The sequence below is a fragment of the Paenibacillus wenxiniae genome, from assembly GCF_039822605.1.
GTDB lineage: Bacteria > Bacillota > Bacilli > Paenibacillales > Paenibacillaceae > Saccharibacillus > Saccharibacillus wenxiniae.
In genome coordinates, this window is record NZ_JBCGUH010000013.1 from 1 (window position 1) to 16,941 (window position 16,941).

Here is a 16,941-nt window from a genome sequence, read left to right on the forward strand (position 1 = left end):
CTTCTGCTTCTGCTTCTGCTTCTGCTTCTGCTTCTGCTTCTGCTTCTGCTTCTGCTTCTGCTTCTGCTTCTGCTTCTATCGCAAATTATACACCAGCAGTGCTAATGCAAACATCACAATCGATACCACCAGACACCACATCGCCCAGCGCATACGCTGTCTTTTACGGGCACGTCGTTCCTCCGCGACCGCTTCGTCCGCCTCGCTAATATAGCCGCCACCCATCCAGGAGCTGCTTAGAAACACAGCCCCTGCCATCGCTATCAAACCTGCCCACATCAATCCATTTAACATACCGTTCTGTTCCCCTTTTCCAGTTCTGAATCCAGCCTTCTATCGATTCTAGCTATTATTTAAAGCACAATTATGCAAATGCCACTTCATACCCGTCCCGCTCTTGCCTCTGAAGGCGCCTTATCCCGATATTTCTTAAACGTTCGGCTAAAATATGAAATATCGTTATACCCTGCCGCCATCGCCACCTCCGACACGGTCATACCTGTATTTAACAACAAATATTCCGCCCGATTAATGCGCACCTGATTTACATATTCCGTTACCGTGCGTCCGGTCAATTCACGGAACAATCGGCTAAAATGAAATCGACTCAAGCCTGCTAGATCGGCAAGCTGTTCAATCGTCATTTCGTCCCCATAATGCTGCTCAATATGCTGCAAAATCGGTGTAAACCGTTCCACATTGCGCATCCGATGCTCGGTATGGCGCCAGTCGGATAGATCGTCAACGTAATTACGCACAAGTAACGCAAGCAATCTGTACATCAACGACTTCACCGCCAGTTCATGCCCAATCCGGCGATTGCGAAACTCATCGATAATGTCCTCCATACATCGTTGCAGCTGCGCATCACCGCGAATACAACTATGAAATAACAGTCGATTTTGCGTCATCGGTGTAATAAAACGTGTCTCCACCGCATCCTGTAAGGGACTTTGTAGCGATTGCAAATCAGCGATCAGTGCATAATACACAAGCTCACCCGATAGGCTAATCCCCTGATGCAGATCATTGCTATTTAGCACAATCAGATCGCCAGCCGCCACTTGGATCGGCTTAGCATTACACTCGATGATCGCCTCACCACGCTCCACATACAGAAATTCCATATGACGATGCCAGTGATGCGGAAATAACACCTGCCCATATTCACGCGAACCGCAAAAATTAACTTTAATCGGAAATGAAGGGTCCGGCATACTCATCGGTTCTTGCAAATTGACAGGCCAATTCATCAGAGGAACCTCCTTTGCCAATGAAGTTAGTGCTATATTACGATTTTAAAAAAGCAAACAATCTGTTGCCTGAATTTCTCTTGCTCTTTTACAAAGGTTATCTTTTTGTTCGTGATTCTATGTCTTCTTTTCATTATACTTGATTTTTATTTCAGCTACACAGAAACGGTCTAAAAACGCTCTCAAAATAGCACAATAATACAAATAAACCGCACGTCCATTCATGCTCCAATAGGGTAAACGATTATATAATCCGAATAAATCATCCAGCTACATATTCAGCCCATGAGAACAGGAGAGTCGATCATGACAAAGACGATTGGAATTGGTGTTATTGGGACGGGCAGTATTTCGGAGTTTCATCTCGGTCCATATGCAAGACATGAAGGGGTAACGATTTATGGAGTGTGTGACCAAAATCTGGAGCGTGCGCAAACGGTAGCGGCAAGCTACGAAGGTGCGCGTGCGTATAGCAACTACAATGAATTGCTTGCTGATCCGAATATTGACGCGGTTAGCATCTGTACATGGAACAATACACATGCTGAAATTAGTATTGCTGCACTGCGAGCAGGCAAGCATGTGCTGGTGGAGAAGCCGCTCTGTCGGACGATGGAAGAAGCGCAGCAGATTGCGGCGGCGGTTCAAGAAACCGGCAAGCTGCTCATGGTCGGTTTTGTGCGTCGTTATGATAACAATGCGCAACTGCTCAAGCATTTTAGCGATCAGGGTGATTTTGGCGATATTTATTATGCAAAAGCCTCGTATATTCGCCGCTTTGGTAATCCCGGCGGCTGGTTTAGTGATATTGAACGTTCAGGTGGCGGACCACTCATCGATATCGGTGTGCATGTGATCGATCTATGCTGGTATTTGATGGGCAGACCGGAGCCATTATCCGTAAGCAGCAATACGTATTATGAGCTAGGTAACCGTGCTCATATTCAGCACTTATCCCACTACAAAGCAGCCGATTATGATGCAACTAAAAATGACGTTGAAGATATGGCTAACGTCATGATTCGCTTTAAAAATGGTGCTTCACTGCTCGTCGACGTGAGTTTCAGCCTACATGCCCGTGAAAATGAAGGCATGATCAAGCTATATGGCAGCAAAGGCGGCTTTGAAGTCGATCCGACATTATCGATCACGACGGAAAAATACAATACCGTGCTGAATGTGCAGCCACAGGTCGATCATCCAAGCTTTGATTTTGCGACCGCATTTGATAACGAAATTCGTCATTTTATCGAATGTGTGCGTACAGGCAGTCAGCCGATCAGTCCGGTTGAAGATGGCGTGCATATGATGCGGATGCTAACTGGCATTTATGAATCCGCACGCTTACGCCGGGAGGTGATTCTGTGAAGCTTGGACTGAGCACATACAGTCTGCACGGTAAGCTTGTTTCAGGTGAAATGACCGTGCCGGATGTGATCGATTACGCGGCAGAACATGGCGCAGAGCATGTGGAGATCGTACCGCTTAGCTACAATTTGACCGAGCAACCGGAACTGCTGGAGCAGATTGTAGCGCGTGCACAACAGCGCGGAATTGAGCTATCCAATTACGCGATCGGAGCTAATTTTCTCAGCGATGATGATCAGCAAGTCGAGCGGGAAATTCAGCGTGTGCTGCGTGAAGTGGATATTGCGGCGGAGCTAGGTGTGAAACTGATGCGGCATGATGTAGCTTCTTCACCGGATGTATCGATTGCGAACTTTAATCGGCATCTGGATTCGCTCGCTGCCGCCTGTCGCCGTATTGCTGACCATGCGGCACGATACGGCATCACCACAAGCGTGGAAAATCACGGCTATCTCATTCAACACGCGGATCGAGTGCAAATGCTTATTCAGGCGGTTGATCGTTCGAACTATAAAACAACACTCGATGTGGGCAATTTCGTCTGCGCAGATGAGCAGCCGCTGGCTGCTGTGCAGAAAAATCTGCCTTTTGCCTCGATGGTGCATGTGAAAGACTTTTATATTCGTCCAGCGCATCGTCCTCCAGGTGCAGGCTGGTTTACGAGCACGAGTGGAATGTATTTGCGCGGCGCGATTATCGGTCATGGCGATCTGGATATATGGGAAATTCTATGTTTGATCAAGTCATCCGGTTATGACGGTTATGTATCGGTCGAATTTGAAGGGATGGAAGATTGCCTGCACGGAGCCGCAATCGGTCTGGACAATGTACGCCGAATTTGGGATGCAGTGTAACCAAGTCATCGTGCCTTAAACGCTCTCAGGTAGAGACATGTATGGAAACAACCTGACTTTTACGTTCGTCCTCCTCTCTATATTGTTACTCCATCTATATATTCATCCTCATCTACGGATCAACTATATCTTTTCCACTTATCACCTGTATTATTCCATTGATCGAAACGATAGGGATTCGATCGATAGCGAAAGGATGGGACATCATGACAGCACTGGGCAAAATCGGCGTCATTGCCGATGCATTTAAGCTGGATTTGCATAGTAATCTTCGAAAAGCACGTGAGGTTGGTGCAGACGGTGTACAACTCTGGGCAACCGAAGGCGCAATGAACCCGGATCATTTGAATAGCGAGCAACGACGGGAATTAAAATCGTTTATTCAAGAGCTGGGACTTGAGGTGTCCGCACTGTGCGCCGATTATGGCGGTCACGGTTTTCGCCAGGAAGCGGATAATCGCTGGAAAATTGAACAATCCAAAAAGGTAATGGCGCTCGCACTAGAGCTTGGAAGCCCGATTGTAACGACTCATATCGGCATCATTCCAGCGCAAACGAGCGATCCCGAATATGCAATTATGCAAAGAGCATGTAACGAGCTAGCTTCTTTCGCCTCAAATATGGGTGGTTATTTTGCCATCGAGACAGGCCCTGAGCCTGCTGAACGCTTGAAAGTCTTCCTTGACTCACTCGATCATAAGGGCGTCGCTGTTAATTTTGATCCGGCGAATATGGTGATGGTGACTGGCGACGATCCGGTACAGGGTGTTCATATACTGCGCGAATATATCGTGCATACCCATGTGAAAGACGGCATCCGCACAGCCGAGGTCAATCCGTATGATGTGTATGGTGATCTGAGCCATGAGCAGATTGCTGCGTTTGAAGATGGTAGCATTGGCTTTCGTGAGGTAGCGCTTGGTGAAGGAACCGTCAATTTCCCTGCTTATTTTGCCGCATTGCAGGCGATTGGCTATACCGGCTATTTGACGATTGAGCGCGAGGTCGGTAACCAGCCGGAGCAGGATATTCGGCAAGCGGTAGAGTTTATTCGCGGCTGTAAAGTGAATAGCTGAAGCTTCGTGCTTTAGATGTCATAACTGCTAATTTAAGATCACATGTAAATGATACACAAATGACGATCGTCAACGATAAATGAAGAGCCAGAGCCTAGAGTGATCGGTTCTGGCTCTTTTTCATCATATTGTATTCGTTATCTAGTTGTTCTACATTATTTACTAGTTTACATTCTATCGTCTATATTCGTGTATACACTGATTACCTGCTACTACATTTCACAGCTAACCTTATACTTTTTATACTATGCTCTGTCATCCTAACTCTATTATTTTCAGATGTAACCTAATTTCACTTTGCAAAAATCCCTTCTCACTGTATCCCATGTTAGGAGATCACTAACACTGGAGCAGTATGATATTTTGCTTCGCAAAAATCCTTTTTCAGTTCACCCCGTGTTAGGAGATCGCTAACACTGGAGCAGTACGATATTTTGCTTTGCAAAAATCCTTTTTCAGTTCACCCCGTGTTAGGAGATCGCTAACACTGGAGCAGTACGATATTTTGCTTTGCAAAAATCCTTTTTCAGTTCACCCCGTGTTAGGAGATCGCTAACACTGGAGCAGTACGATATTTTGCTTTGCAAAAATCCTTTTTCAGTTCACCCCGTGTTAGGAGATCGCTAACACTGGAGCAGTACGATATTTTGCTTCGCAAAAATCCTTTTTCAGTTCACCCCGTGTTAGGAGATCACTAACACTGGAGCAGTACGATATTTTGCTTTGTAAAAATCCTTTTTCAGTTCACCTCGTGTTAGAAGATCGCTAACACTGGAGCAGTACGATATTTTGTTTCGCAAAAATCTTTTTTCAGTTCACCCCGTGTTAGGAGATCGCTAACACGGGACATGCAGATCTACACTCTATCCTACACCACTACTCACGAACCGATCATCCAGCGCAACTCGCCATATAAACTTACTAACAAATACAGCGCAATTCCCCAGATCAACAGAGCAGAGCTGCGATTCAGCCATTGGAACCATCGCCCTGTCTGATCCAAGCGACCGATCGTCATCCCTGCCACCGCCAGCAGCACAAACCATAACCACGACACAATGATACAGGTCAGCGTAAATGCCCAGCGCTCCCCACCTTCATAACGCAGCGAGCTTGTACCGATCACACCAATCGTATCCAGCAGCGCATGTGGATTCAAAAGTGATACCGACAGCGCAAACCCGATTTGTCGTTTGGCGTTCATTGGCATAGTTGCTGCCGTATCGAAAGCTTTTGTAGATTGTGTCCGTTCATTTTGCTCAGCCATCGGCAGATGAGGCGATGGTGCAGCAGCGCTTTTCCATGTCACCCAGCCCATATAGATCAAAAACAATACACCCCCACCCATCAACATGAGCTTGACGCCGGGCAGTCCAAGCACAATAACCGACACGCCTCCAACGGCAACGCTAATTAACAGCGTATCACATAGTCCCGCGGTCATCACGACAGGAAGCACAGCACGCCATTTGCGCTGAACGATACCCTGCTGAAAAATAAACACATTTTGCACACCTAGCGGTAGAATTAATCCTAACGCCAGTATAAAAGCATGTACCACTACACCAGCCATATATTCCTCCCCCTTTTACATAAAGCCCATTGTATCAATGCGGATCGTACCCTCCAACAGCCAAATCGAAATCCGCTATACCAGCCAAATACTTTATGTAAAATAGCCTGCACCCCTGTAACCTGATCGGTCTCTATTTAAATCCGATTATCCATACGATATACGCAATCCGATATACGTGCCCCGTCTGCAAATGATAGCTCCAACGTATATACGTATAAGTCCACTCTGAACAGTATACCTTCACCTGTTATACTGAAATATATAGCGTTAAGCATCGTTTATCGTAAACTAACATCAATCGCAAGATGCGAGCGATGAACCGTTTTCTGGATATGAAGAGCCAAAAGGTCATCTTCGTTTGCGGCAACAGCTCGTTCATTGTGCATCGTTTATCGTAAAGGGGAATCCGTCATGAGCAAATCCAAGCTACGCTGGCTGCTGGAGCGTGACCAGACATTACCGCTCTATCGTCAAATTGAACAGCAGCTACGGCAACGTATTAGTAACGGCGAATGGCCTGTCGGCACGCGTCTGCCTTCACAGCGTAAGCTAGCAGAGCAGCTAGGTGTGAATCGCAGTACCGTGACACAGGCGATTGACGAGCTTGCTTCCTGGGGGATCATAGCGGGAAATAAAGGTGGCGGCACACGAGTAGTCAATAATACATGGAATCGTCTGGCAGCAAACACAATTAACTGGGATCGCTATGTCGAGTCAGGAGCGCATCAACCGAATTTGCCAGCGATTCGTCAGATTAATGAAGCGGAATATCGTGCTGACATCATTCGTACAGGAACCGGTGAACCTGGTCCAGAGCTGCTGCCCACAGCGCGGATTCGCCATATTCTGGCAGATGCGAGCGATGAACCGTTTCTTGGCTATGAAGAGCCAAAAGGTAATCTTCGTTTGCGGCAACAGATTGTTCATTATGTAGCAAAACAAGGGATTCAGTGCAGTCCAGAATCGATTTTGATCGTTTCCGGTGCGCTACAAGCATTACAATTGATTGCCATTGGACTGCTTCAACGTCCTTCCAGTATTGTGGCTGAAGCGCCCTCTTATATTCAATCGGTACGTGTGTTCCAGTCTGCCGGCATCGGTGTCCATCGTGTCGCTATGGATGCGCAGGGGATCAAGATGAGTCATTTACGCCAACAGTTGACCGAGCATCAGCCTGGTTTATTGTACACGATTCCAACCTTTCATAATCCGACCGGGACGATCATGTCCAATGAACGTAGAGCCGAATTGCTGGAGCTTTCCAGTAGCTTATCTTTGCCTTTAATTGAGGACGATGTGTATCGTGAGCTGTGGCTGGATGAGGAACCGCCGCCACCGCTCAAGTCGCAGGATCGTCACGGTAATATTTTATATCTAGGCAGTTTATCAAAAATGATGTCGCCCGGCATTCGTGTAGGCTGGATAATCGCTCCTGTGCCTGTCATCGACCGACTTGCTGATATTAAAATGCAAACCGACTATGGCTCCAGCGGTCTCTCCCAGTATGTAGCCACACGCTGGCTGGCAGATGGACACCAGGCACAGCACCAGGCATGGCTACGGGAACAGCTTCAAGCACGGCGCGACCGATTGCTTGCTGCATTGGAATATCATTTTGGCGATATCGGGGCATGGAATGTACCGGCAGGCGGCTTTTATATTTGGCTGCGTCTACCTGTAACCGTTCATGTGCATCGTCTGTTCAAGCTGGCACTTCGCGAACGCATTCTGATCCATCCGGGCTATATGTATGATCGTGCGGCTGCTCATCATATCCGATTGTCGTATTCCTATGCTGAGATGGGACAACTGGAGCATAGTATACAAAGATTGCGCCAGCTCGTTAAGCAATGTATGGATGTGTAAACCTCTCATTCTGGCTTTTTCTATCTAGCTTTTTCTATCTAGCTGTTTCTACCTTATCCACATGCCACTTATACGTTATTGCTGATCGCTTCTTAACTTGTTTACCTGTCACTTGTTTGCTTATAACCGGTTTACTTGCCGTTTATTCAGTTGTCACTTGTTCATTTATCGCTTACCTGTATACAAGTTCATCTGATAAACGGGTATGTTATAAACGTTCATCCTTTACCATCTAACGATCACAATAATTTCACACCAGAATAATCCATTTTTTAAAAATAAACGTAGATATTCATATAATATTGATCATTATTTGAATCATTAGCTGAAAAGCGCTTTAATAGTATGTAAGGAGCTTAGCATTTGCAAACATCTAGTGCAGATCACACTTTTCAATACTTGTTCAAAATGTTAGAAAGGGGGCTATATTATCCGTGAAAAAATGGTCATATCTGCTCATTATGCTAGGCATTGCGGTTCTACTTTATCCTAAAGCATCCGAATGGTACGCCGACTGGCAACAGGAACGCTTGCTTGCCCAGGCGGAACAAAGTGAACAAGCTGGCTCAAGCGCCGGAAAAAATAATTTAAAAAATGAATATTCTCGCGTAAATGCTCTACTAAATGAAGGGTCTGCTGCCGATAATAACAATAGTGCTGATTCAGCTCTTACAGCGGCGGCTCAAGGCGACATCATCGGGATTATTACGATTCCTGTTATCGATGTGAAATTGCCGATCGTTGAAGGCGCTACGCGCGACAATATGCGCAGTGCTGCGGTACACATTTCCGAGACAGACCAGCTTGGGACTATTGGTAACTTTGCTGTTGCTGCTCACCGTGCTCATAAGTATGGACGACTGTTTAATCGTCTAAACGAACTCAAGCTTGAAGATACGATTCAGATTGAGGCGCAGGGGCATGTATACACCTATACAGTAGATCAAATTCACATTGTGGAACCTACAGATGTATCGGTGTTAAACGCAAATGGTAAGGAGCAAGAGTTGACGCTCGTTACGTGTGATCCGCTCATTAATCCGACCCATCGACTGATCATTCACGCTCATCGAACCGATCAGCAAAGCTGATTTTTGCAACAGGGACTAAAGTATTATTCATTTCGCGTATTTTGACGAATAGGGATTGTGATTTTCGCAAAAAGTGCTATGATTAGGTTGTGGTTACTCAGTAACTTTTTACGAACACTACAAGAACTAATTTCTCTGTTATTTGATATCGTGTACCTGGTACACATTCGCATAGCTTGAACGAATAGATCAAAGCTTTTGCACGATAATGGCAAACCTGTTGAAAAGCAGGGACGCAAAGCTATAGGGCCTTACTCATTGTGAGTTGGCAGCCAGCTACCGAATGGATAAGCTTTTTTTGTACGCTATAATTACCAATTTTTATAAAACTTAGACGATAATGGCAAAACTATTGAAAAATAGTGACGCAAAGCTAAAGGGCCTTACTTGCACCTCGCAAGTTGGCAGCCAGCTACCGAAAGGAGTTTTACCCATGAAAAAACTATTAATTGCTTGCTCGCTCGCTACATCTTTCCTGTTCGGTGCAATCAGCCCTGCATTTGCGGCTGAAACGACAAACTCCGAATGGCTGGACACTTCGAATATGACAAGCGGCTACATCGCCGTTAACTATACTCCTGCATCGGCTGCACGTACGAAAGTGATGATCGCAAAAAGTGGTACAACATACACTTACGATCTGAACACAGTAAGTACAGCATCGACCTTCCCTTTACAGCTAGGTGACGGTAAATACGAAGTTACACTGCTGGAAAACACATCCGGTAACAACTATCGCAAAGTTAGCTCGGATTCGCTGGATGTTACTCTGAACGATCCAAACAGCGTATACCTGGCTTCGACTCAAAACATCAACTGGAAAAACAGCCCTGCTGTTATTGCAAAAGCTCGTGAACTGACTGCTAACGCAACAACAGACACAGCTAAAGCACAAGCAATCTATGATTACATCACTTCGAAAGTAAAATATGACTATGCACTGGCAGCAGCATTGCCGACTGTATATGTTCCAAGCCCTGCTCAAACATTAGTTTCGAACAAAGGGATCTGCTACGATTATGCTTCGCTGAATGCAGCAATGCTGCGCAGCGTAGGCATTCCAGCAAAGCTGGATATGGGTACTACGACTAAAGTTAAACAATACCATGCATGGAACGAAGTATTCCTGAATGGCAAATGGGTTGTAGTTGACACAACTGTAGATGCATCGATGAAACAAGGTGGCAAAAAAACAACAATGACTACAGATGCTAGCCAGTACACAGCAGTCAAAGTATACTAATTCATTCGACAAGCGCTTGCTGACGATAAATGATACAAAATAAAACAACCGGCATACTGCTTTCATGAGCAGCACACCGGTTGTTTTTATTTTCGGGTTTTTATTTTGTGATTTTTATTTGCGGTTTCTATTTGGCGCCTCGTTTGTTGCGTACATCTTCAAGCGACTTATACAACAAGCGACCACAATATACTTTATCGCATCATTCGCTAGTTTATCAGGTATATATTAGTTATGTTACAAACCTATCTTCCAATACAATATAATACAATACAAAAAGCCAGATCGACTCAAGCACATGCCTAAGCCAATCTGACTCCCTCTTTCCTTCTCTCTTATTTCTTAATTTCTTATCTCTATACTTCATACTCCATACTTCATATCTTAACCTTCACTACTCCTAACGACTACACCTCTGGATAATCATTACTCTTTTTACCACGCGGATCGGAATACACATCCTCTTCCTCTGGCTTCGGCTTGTTCAGCTCGCCACCCATCGCTTTAAGAAAGTGTAGCCCAAATGTCATCGTTGTGCGCACATCTGGATCACGCATCATTTTCAACAATGCCAGCATGCCTGGTGGTTCTTTATCGATATGATCGCCATATTGACGATTGGTTGGATCAATCTCACTGATTTGACCCAGGCTGCTACCTAGCGCATTAATAAGGCGATTCATTTCGAGCGGATCAATACTACCGAACATTTGCACCATCGTCAGTCCATTTTTTAATAACGGCGGTAGATTGAGCGCATTGATCAACTGCACACCGTGCAATCCGAGTTCAGTACGATTTTCGAGTGCGGCGCTGGCAATGTCCAATATCCCGGCATCGTTCAGTTCTTTCACGATACCGATCGTCTTCACAATCGCTTCCTTGTTACTGGCAATGGCATCGATCACCTGACTAAGTGACTCGGCCTGAATTTCTGCTGCTGTCGGTTCGTGGCGTTCAATTCGATTAATGGCTCTGGCCATGCTGGGCACGCTCCTTCCGTATAGTATCCGCAATCGGCTCGTAATCGTCGCGCTTCCATTTGTCCTCTACCCGCACACTAATCTGTGGATGCCGTTTGGCAAACCGATGATTTACCTGTGGCAACGGGGATACGCCGCGATCTTCCAGTACCTCCATACGTACACTAATTTCCTTATAGCTTGGCGTATGGGTGACTTTATCGGTGTGACTGCTCGTCAGACGGTTAACCGCTTCGCTCGCCTGCTGCGTATTCATTGGCAAATACAATTCCTTGCCTCGTACTCGATCAGTCACAACGACCGACAGCTTCACCGCTCCGAATGGCGATACCAGACGTACTTGCGCCCCGGTCTCTATACCGCGCTCGGCTGCCAGCTCTGGCGATACTTCCAGCCAGGTAGACGGCACTTTATGACGAATATGTTCCGATTGATATGTCATATTGCCTTCATGGAAATGCTCCAGCAAGCGTCCATTGTTCAGGTGCAGATCGTATTCTGCTTCCGGCTCAAACGGTACTGTCCAATCAACCGGATACAGACGTGCCTTGCCATCGGGGAAAGCAAAACCGTCGGTGTACAGTAGTTCCGTACTGCTCCCATCTGGCTTCACCGGCCATACCTGACTGTTCCAGCCTTCCAGACGCTCATAGCTTACACCTGCAAACATAGGGGATAGGCTGGCCGCTTCGTCCATAATTTCGGACGGATGACGATAATTCCAGTTAGCTCCCAGTGCGTTCGCTACATCTTGAATGATGCGCCAGTCTGGACGCGAATCGCCAAGCGGTTCCAATGCCTGGTGGAAACGTTGAATACGACGCTCGGTATTCGTAAATGTACCGTCCTTCTCCAAACTTGGCGACGCAGGCAGAACGACATCCGCAAACTGCGCCGTGCGAGAGAAGAAAATATCCTGTACAACGAAAAAGTCTAGCTTGCCAAACATCTCTTCTACAAAATTAGAGTTCGAATCGACCAATGCCATCTCTTCACCAAACAGATACATGCCTTTAATACGACCATCTTCAATACCATCCACCATCTGATGATTATCCAGCCCTGGCTGATCCGGCAGCTTCACACCCCATGCCTGTTCGTACCGAGCACGCACTGCATCATCGCTCACTTTTTCATAACCAGGGAAGTAGTTCGGCATCGTACCAAAATCACATGCCCCTTGTACATTGTTATGACCACGCAGCGGATATGCACCTGTACCTGGACGGGCAAAATTGCCTGTTGTCAGCAACAAATTACAGATCGCTGTCGATGTATCTGTACCACCACGATGCTGTGTGACACCCATGGCCCATAAAATACATGTGCTGCCGGATTGATGAATCATTTCCGCCGTTTGAATCAGCTGCTCGCGCGTCAGACCGGATTTCTCTTCCGCATATTCCAGTGTGTAGGGAGCGAGCGATTCGCGGTACGCATCAAAGCCTTCCACATGCTGATCGATGAACTCCCGATTTTCCCAGCCCTGATCGATAATATACTTCGTTACCGCAGACAGCCATACCAGATCTGAGCTTGGATGCGGATGTAAATGCAGATCGGCACGCTCAGCCATTTCATTTTTACGAATATCGGATACGATCAGCTTCTGACCGTATAGCTTATGCGCTCGTTTAACACGAGTCGCCAGCACGGGATGCGATTCCGCTGGATTCGCGCCAACGATTAGCACCAGTTCGGCTTGCTGAATGTCCTGGATCGTACCAGAGTCACCGCCCAGACCGACTGTACGCATCAGTCCGGACGTGGCTGGAGATTGACAGTAGCGTGAGCAGTTGTCCACATTGTTTGTACCCATGATCGAACGGGCAAACTTTTGGAAAATATAGTTTTCTTCATTTGAACATTTGGATGATGCAATATAAGCGAGCGAATCATGACCGTGTTCGTCACGAATGCTGCCCAGCTTTTCAGCGATAAGTGACAATGCCTCATCCCATGAAGCTTCTACAAAACGATCTCCCTGACGGATAAGCGGCTTGGTCAGGCGTTCCTCGCTGTTGACGAAATCCCAGCCCCATTTACCTTTAATACAGGTCGAAATGCCATTCACCGGCGCATCGACAGACGGCTCGATTTTTAAAATATCGCGGCCTTTTGTCCATACTTCAAAGCTACAGCCTACGCCGCAATACGTGCAGACGGTTTTCGTTTTCTCAATCCGGGATTTGCGCATCGATGCTTCCATCTCAGACACCTGAAAAATGCTCGCATACCCCGGTTCTACCGCTTTCGTCAGATCGATCAATGGCTCCATCAGTCGGCTATCGATATCCGTCATAAAGCCAGCTTCACCAATCATCGACGTCTCCATCAATGCATTACATGGACATACCGTTACACAATGTCCACATGACACACAGGAAGACTGATCGATTGGCACATCGTCATCCCAGACGACACGCGGCTGTTCGCGGCTCCAATCAATCGACAGCGTCTCATTCACCTGTAGATCCTGACAGGCCTCTACACAGCGTCCGCACAAAATACATTGATCTGCATCATACCGGTAAAATGGATTCGTATTATCGATCTCATACGGCTTCTTACGAAATGGATAACTCTGGTGCTCGATGCCGAGCCGCTCGGTCGTATTATGTACGACACAGTTCCCGTTATTGTTATCACATACCGTACAATACAGCTCATGATTGCGCAAAATACGGGACATCGATTCCTGCTGTGCATCCTTTACCAGATTCGTTTGTGTGGATACACGCATACCTTGCTGCACTTCGGTGCTGCATCCACGTACCAGCTCACCATTCACCTCGACCATACAAGTGTCACAGGTGTTGATCGGACCGAGCTGCTCGTTATAGCAAATTTGAGGAATATATAGTTCAGGTACTGCATTTACAGCCTGCACAATCGTCATACCGGGATGCGCGACTACAGATTGTCCGTCTACCTCAATCGTCCATGTTTCATTGCTGTCCATTTTCATTGTGCTTGGCCCACCTCTACTTTGCAAAATAAGGTTCAGTTATTCCACTCCATCTGTTCGTCTATCCGTTGACCTGTTCATCCATTTGCCAGATCGCGCTGTTATACGATTTCTGAGTCTGCATATGATTTATATTTCCTCTAATCCAGCGTATAGCTCCAATTCGTTGCCGCCTCTACTTGATTCATAACGGTATAAATTTAGGAGGGTATCGTATTGTATACCTATGCGATTGCTTGAGCAGCGTCCTACAAATGATAGGTATACTTAGTGATTCAGCTGCGATTATAGGTGCTTCGATGCGTGTATAGGTGCTTCGATGTGTGCTTCAACTACAGGCAAGTTCAGGTTAGGCAAACAGCTTTTTGAAATGTATTACCCTGTTTGTGCAAAAGTATGCAGTAGCTTCTACAGGAATATTATTTATGTAATTACATATCACTTCGTTTACAGTCATCCATCGCATAGGTATGGATTCTGTTATTCGTACATACAACACGTATTATTTACGTATAAGGCAAGCACATAGCCTATATGACAAGTTTAAGATCTTCCATTCTTATGAATGAATTATCAATAAATATACAGATAATCATGTTTCTGTATTTTTCATGCCATAAATTTTTCTAAAAGTGTGGAATTTTAAATTTTATCTATAATCAATTCGTAATTCAGCCACCGATATAAATAACAACAACATGACTATTCAAAAGCTGTGTATGTACGCTTCTGTGTATGTTGTGTTTTGCTGATTGTTTTGTTCATTATGGTTCAGGAGGAAATCGAATATGAGTAAACAAAAAAACAATATGATGCTTTACATTTCAGCCGGGGTGCTAGCGATTTCACTGCTGGTGCACTTTCTGGCACGGCAGCTTCATTTTTTTGGCGACATGATGCATCATTCAGGCAATGCTATGATCATGAACAGCAATCCACAGGCGCTTAATTTATTACTATTGTTGCCTATTGTGATGCTAATTATCGCTTTCTGGATGTATGCACGACGTCCAGATGATCCGAAGGTTGCTTTATTTAACACACTGTCCATGGTATTCAGCAGTATGTCTATGATTTCCGGCGGCAATGGGGATGTCGTCTTTCATTTCTCGATCTTTATGGTGATTGCCATTTTATGTTTTTATGAAAATATACGCTTGATTACAATCGCTACCGTGTTATTTGCGGTGCAGCATATCGCTGGCTTTATCTGGTTTCCGCGGTTAGTGTTTGGTACAGAGACGTACTCGCTTATTATGCTCATTGGCCATGCTTTTTTTCTTATTTGTACATCGGTAGCCGTCAGTCTGCAAATTATGAGTAATCAGCGTTATAAACGTACATATCAACAGGAGCAGCAGCTAGAGCGCGGACGCATTGTCGATGCACTCACTCAGCGCCTAAATGCTGTCGTACAGGGAATTGCAAACGGCTCCTCTGAACTGATGCATATCGCGTCTTCAGCTACAATGCATGGAGAAGAAATGAATACACGGATCGATGGTGTAGCTAGAGGCTCCTCGTTGCAAAAAGATCAGGCCAGTCTCGCACTCGATGCGGTCGCGCAAAACAATCAGCAGCTAGAACAGATTCGTGCAGCGATCGATCTGGTACTTCGGCGCTCAGACGAGACAGCCAACTTTACTGAAATAAGCAATCAAAGTCTACAACAGTTAAATCAAGAAATGGAACTGCTATTACAGGCAGTTCAGCAATCACGAGCACATATTCGTTCCCTACAACAACACTCGCAAAATATTTCGCAAATTACCGGCTTTATTCAAGAAATTGCCGCTCAGACACAGTTGCTTGCTCTGAATGCATCGATTGAATCCGCACGTGCAGGTGAAGCAGGCAAAGGCTTTGCCGTAGTTGCTCAAGAAATTCAGAAGCTTGCTCACCTTTCAGCCGACTCCGCCAAGCAAATCACGTCCTTTTTAGCGGAAATGACGTCAGATACGGTAAAGTCTGCCGATTCAATGGAACAAGTAAATACCCGTTTGGATGCAGGTGTAGCCGCTACTAAGCAAACACGGGACACGCTGGAAAGCATCTGGAAGCATAGCGCTGAAGTTGGTCAGGGCGTGCAGCATATTTTACAATCAAGCCAGCTTGTATCGGCATCGTCCGTTCATATCTCTGGCTCGGTTGAGCATATCGCTGGCATTGCAACTGCGTTTGTTAATAGCTGTAATGAAGCAAAAGAAACGGCTGGCCGTCAACACACTGCGAATCAGGAAGCGGTTCGGGTTGCACATTCACTAACAACAGCATCGGAGGGCTTACAACGGGTGATCGATCAGTTACGAGCGGAATGATATGTGCTGAAACAATACACTAATGTAGGGAAATCACCATGCTAATGGATCATGATAGGATAAATATTATTTCGTATGTGATCGGCTTGGCATCGTTAGATTGATCCAGCTTGTCTGGCTGTTCTCATATCCCTTTTACCGTTACTAGGATAGGGTTGCTGATGTATGGATGTCTGTTCCTACATTAGCAGCCTTATTTTTCATACATGGTCATGTATTGCTCTGCGCATCGGATTAGCGCATATTTGAAGCATTTATATAAGCGGATAAAAGAATATATCCTCGCCACAGATAAACGATGTGCGACTTTACATCATTGCTTTTTCGGAGTAACGTTAAAGGATG

General features: G+C 45.8%; 12 protein-coding genes and 2 riboswitches. Of the genes, 7 read left to right on the forward strand and 5 right to left on the reverse strand.

From position 1 onward, the window contains the following. Nucleotides 1-75 precede the first annotated feature (75 nt). Nucleotides 76-294: a hypothetical protein gene (locus AAHF22_RS18600; protein ID WP_347326528.1), complete on the reverse strand. Its 219-nt coding sequence runs from the start codon at nt 292-294 to the stop codon at nt 76-78. A gap of 86 nt (nt 295-380) precedes the next feature. Then, nucleotides 381-1,253: an AraC family transcriptional regulator gene (locus AAHF22_RS18605; protein ID WP_347326529.1), complete on the reverse strand. Its 873-nt coding sequence runs from the start codon at nt 1,251-1,253 to the stop codon at nt 381-383. A 306-nt stretch (nt 1,254-1,559) separates the two neighbouring features. On the opposite strand from AAHF22_RS18605, the gene AAHF22_RS18610 reads away from it, so the two are divergent. The 3 genes from AAHF22_RS18610 (at nt 1,560) to AAHF22_RS18620 (ending at nt 4,551) form a co-directional block, all read left to right on the forward strand. Beyond that, nucleotides 1,560-2,621, forward strand: coding sequence for a Gfo/Idh/MocA family protein (locus AAHF22_RS18610; protein ID WP_347326530.1), 1,062 nt, complete (start codon nt 1,560-1,562; stop codon nt 2,619-2,621). After that, nucleotides 2,618-3,475, forward strand: a complete 858-nt coding sequence (locus AAHF22_RS18615; protein ID WP_347326531.1) for a sugar phosphate isomerase/epimerase family protein — start codon at nt 2,618-2,620, stop codon at nt 3,473-3,475. Before AAHF22_RS18610 ends, AAHF22_RS18615 begins: the two co-directional genes overlap by 4 nt. A 206-nt stretch (nt 3,476-3,681) precedes the next feature. Continuing rightward, nucleotides 3,682-4,551, forward strand: a complete 870-nt coding sequence (locus AAHF22_RS18620) for a sugar phosphate isomerase/epimerase family protein (protein WP_347326532.1) — start codon at nt 3,682-3,684, stop codon at nt 4,549-4,551. Nucleotides 4,552-5,431: 880 nt separating this feature from the next. On the opposite strand, the gene AAHF22_RS18625 is transcribed toward AAHF22_RS18620, so the two are convergent. Then, on the reverse strand, nt 5,432-6,124 hold the full coding sequence (locus tag AAHF22_RS18625) for a LysE/ArgO family amino acid transporter (RefSeq protein WP_347326533.1): 693 nt from the start codon (nt 6,122-6,124) through the stop codon (nt 5,432-5,434). Between the two features lie 414 nt (nt 6,125-6,538). Between AAHF22_RS18625 and pdxR the strand changes: the two genes are divergently transcribed. The 3 genes from pdxR to AAHF22_RS18640 all read left to right on the forward strand — a co-directional run bounded on the left by pdxR (nt 6,539) and on the right by AAHF22_RS18640 (nt 10,327). Further along, the gene (gene pdxR / locus AAHF22_RS18630) at nt 6,539-7,993 is read left to right on the forward strand and encodes a MocR-like pyridoxine biosynthesis transcription factor PdxR (protein WP_347326534.1); all 1,455 of its coding nucleotides are present in this window, start codon (nt 6,539-6,541) and stop codon (nt 7,991-7,993) included. A gap of 434 nt (nt 7,994-8,427) precedes the next feature. Continuing rightward, on the forward strand, nt 8,428-9,084 hold the full coding sequence (locus AAHF22_RS18635) for a class D sortase (RefSeq protein ID WP_347326535.1): 657 nt from the start codon (nt 8,428-8,430) through the stop codon (nt 9,082-9,084). Nucleotides 9,085-9,284: 200 nt separating this feature from the next. Beyond that, nucleotides 9,285-9,368, forward strand: a riboswitch (cyclic di-GMP riboswitch). A 48-nt stretch (nt 9,369-9,416) separates the two neighbouring features. Next, nucleotides 9,417-9,504: riboswitch (cyclic di-GMP riboswitch) on the forward strand. A 13-nt stretch (nt 9,505-9,517) separates the two neighbouring features. Further along, nucleotides 9,518-10,327, forward strand: coding sequence for a transglutaminase-like domain-containing protein (locus AAHF22_RS18640; RefSeq protein WP_347326536.1), 810 nt, complete (start codon nt 9,518-9,520; stop codon nt 10,325-10,327). A gap of 407 nt (nt 10,328-10,734) precedes the next feature. Here AAHF22_RS18640 and AAHF22_RS18645 read toward each other — a convergent pair whose 3' ends face one another. Both AAHF22_RS18645 and fdhF read right to left on the reverse strand, forming a co-directional pair. Next, entirely contained in the window at nt 10,735-11,310 is a 576-nt protein-coding gene (locus AAHF22_RS18645; RefSeq protein WP_347326537.1) for a helical membrane plugin domain-containing protein, read from the reverse strand. Then, entirely contained in the window at nt 11,294-14,278 is a 2,985-nt protein-coding gene (gene fdhF, locus AAHF22_RS18650; RefSeq protein ID WP_347326538.1) for a formate dehydrogenase subunit alpha, read from the reverse strand. The genes AAHF22_RS18645 and fdhF overlap by 17 nt, the downstream gene beginning before the upstream one ends. Before the next feature lie 788 nt (nt 14,279-15,066). Between fdhF and AAHF22_RS18655 the strand changes: the two genes are divergently transcribed. Continuing rightward, nucleotides 15,067-16,596 (forward strand): methyl-accepting chemotaxis protein, encoded by a 1,530-nt coding sequence (locus AAHF22_RS18655; RefSeq protein WP_347326539.1) that lies wholly within the window; start codon nt 15,067-15,069, stop codon nt 16,594-16,596. Nucleotides 16,597-16,941: the final 345 nt, after the last annotated feature.

Bases quoted from the DNA above. Each gene is read 5' to 3' on its own strand.
- AAHF22_RS18600 (WP_347326528.1), bottom strand. From the start codon at position 294: ATGTTAAATGGATTGATGTGGGCAGGTTTGATAGCGATGGCAGGGGCT.
- AAHF22_RS18605 (WP_347326529.1), bottom strand. From the start codon at position 1,253: ATGAATTGGCCTGTCAATTTGCAAGAACCGATGAGTATGCCGGACCCT.
- AAHF22_RS18610 (WP_347326530.1), top strand. From the start codon at position 1,560: ATGACAAAGACGATTGGAATTGGTGTTATTGGGACGGGCAGTATTTCG.
- AAHF22_RS18620 (WP_347326532.1), top strand. From the start codon at position 3,682: ATGACAGCACTGGGCAAAATCGGCGTCATTGCCGATGCATTTAAGCTG.
- AAHF22_RS18625 (WP_347326533.1), bottom strand. From the start codon at position 6,124: ATGGCTGGTGTAGTGGTACATGCTTTTATACTGGCGTTAGGATTAATT.
- pdxR (WP_347326534.1), top strand. From the start codon at position 6,539: ATGAGCAAATCCAAGCTACGCTGGCTGCTGGAGCGTGACCAGACATTA.
- AAHF22_RS18640 (WP_347326536.1), top strand. From the start codon at position 9,518: ATGAAAAAACTATTAATTGCTTGCTCGCTCGCTACATCTTTCCTGTTC.
- AAHF22_RS18645 (WP_347326537.1), bottom strand. From the start codon at position 11,310: ATGGCCAGAGCCATTAATCGAATTGAACGCCACGAACCGACAGCAGCA.
- fdhF (WP_347326538.1), bottom strand. From the start codon at position 14,278: ATGAAAATGGACAGCAATGAAACATGGACGATTGAGGTAGACGGACAA.
- AAHF22_RS18655 (WP_347326539.1), top strand. From the start codon at position 15,067: ATGAGTAAACAAAAAAACAATATGATGCTTTACATTTCAGCCGGGGTG.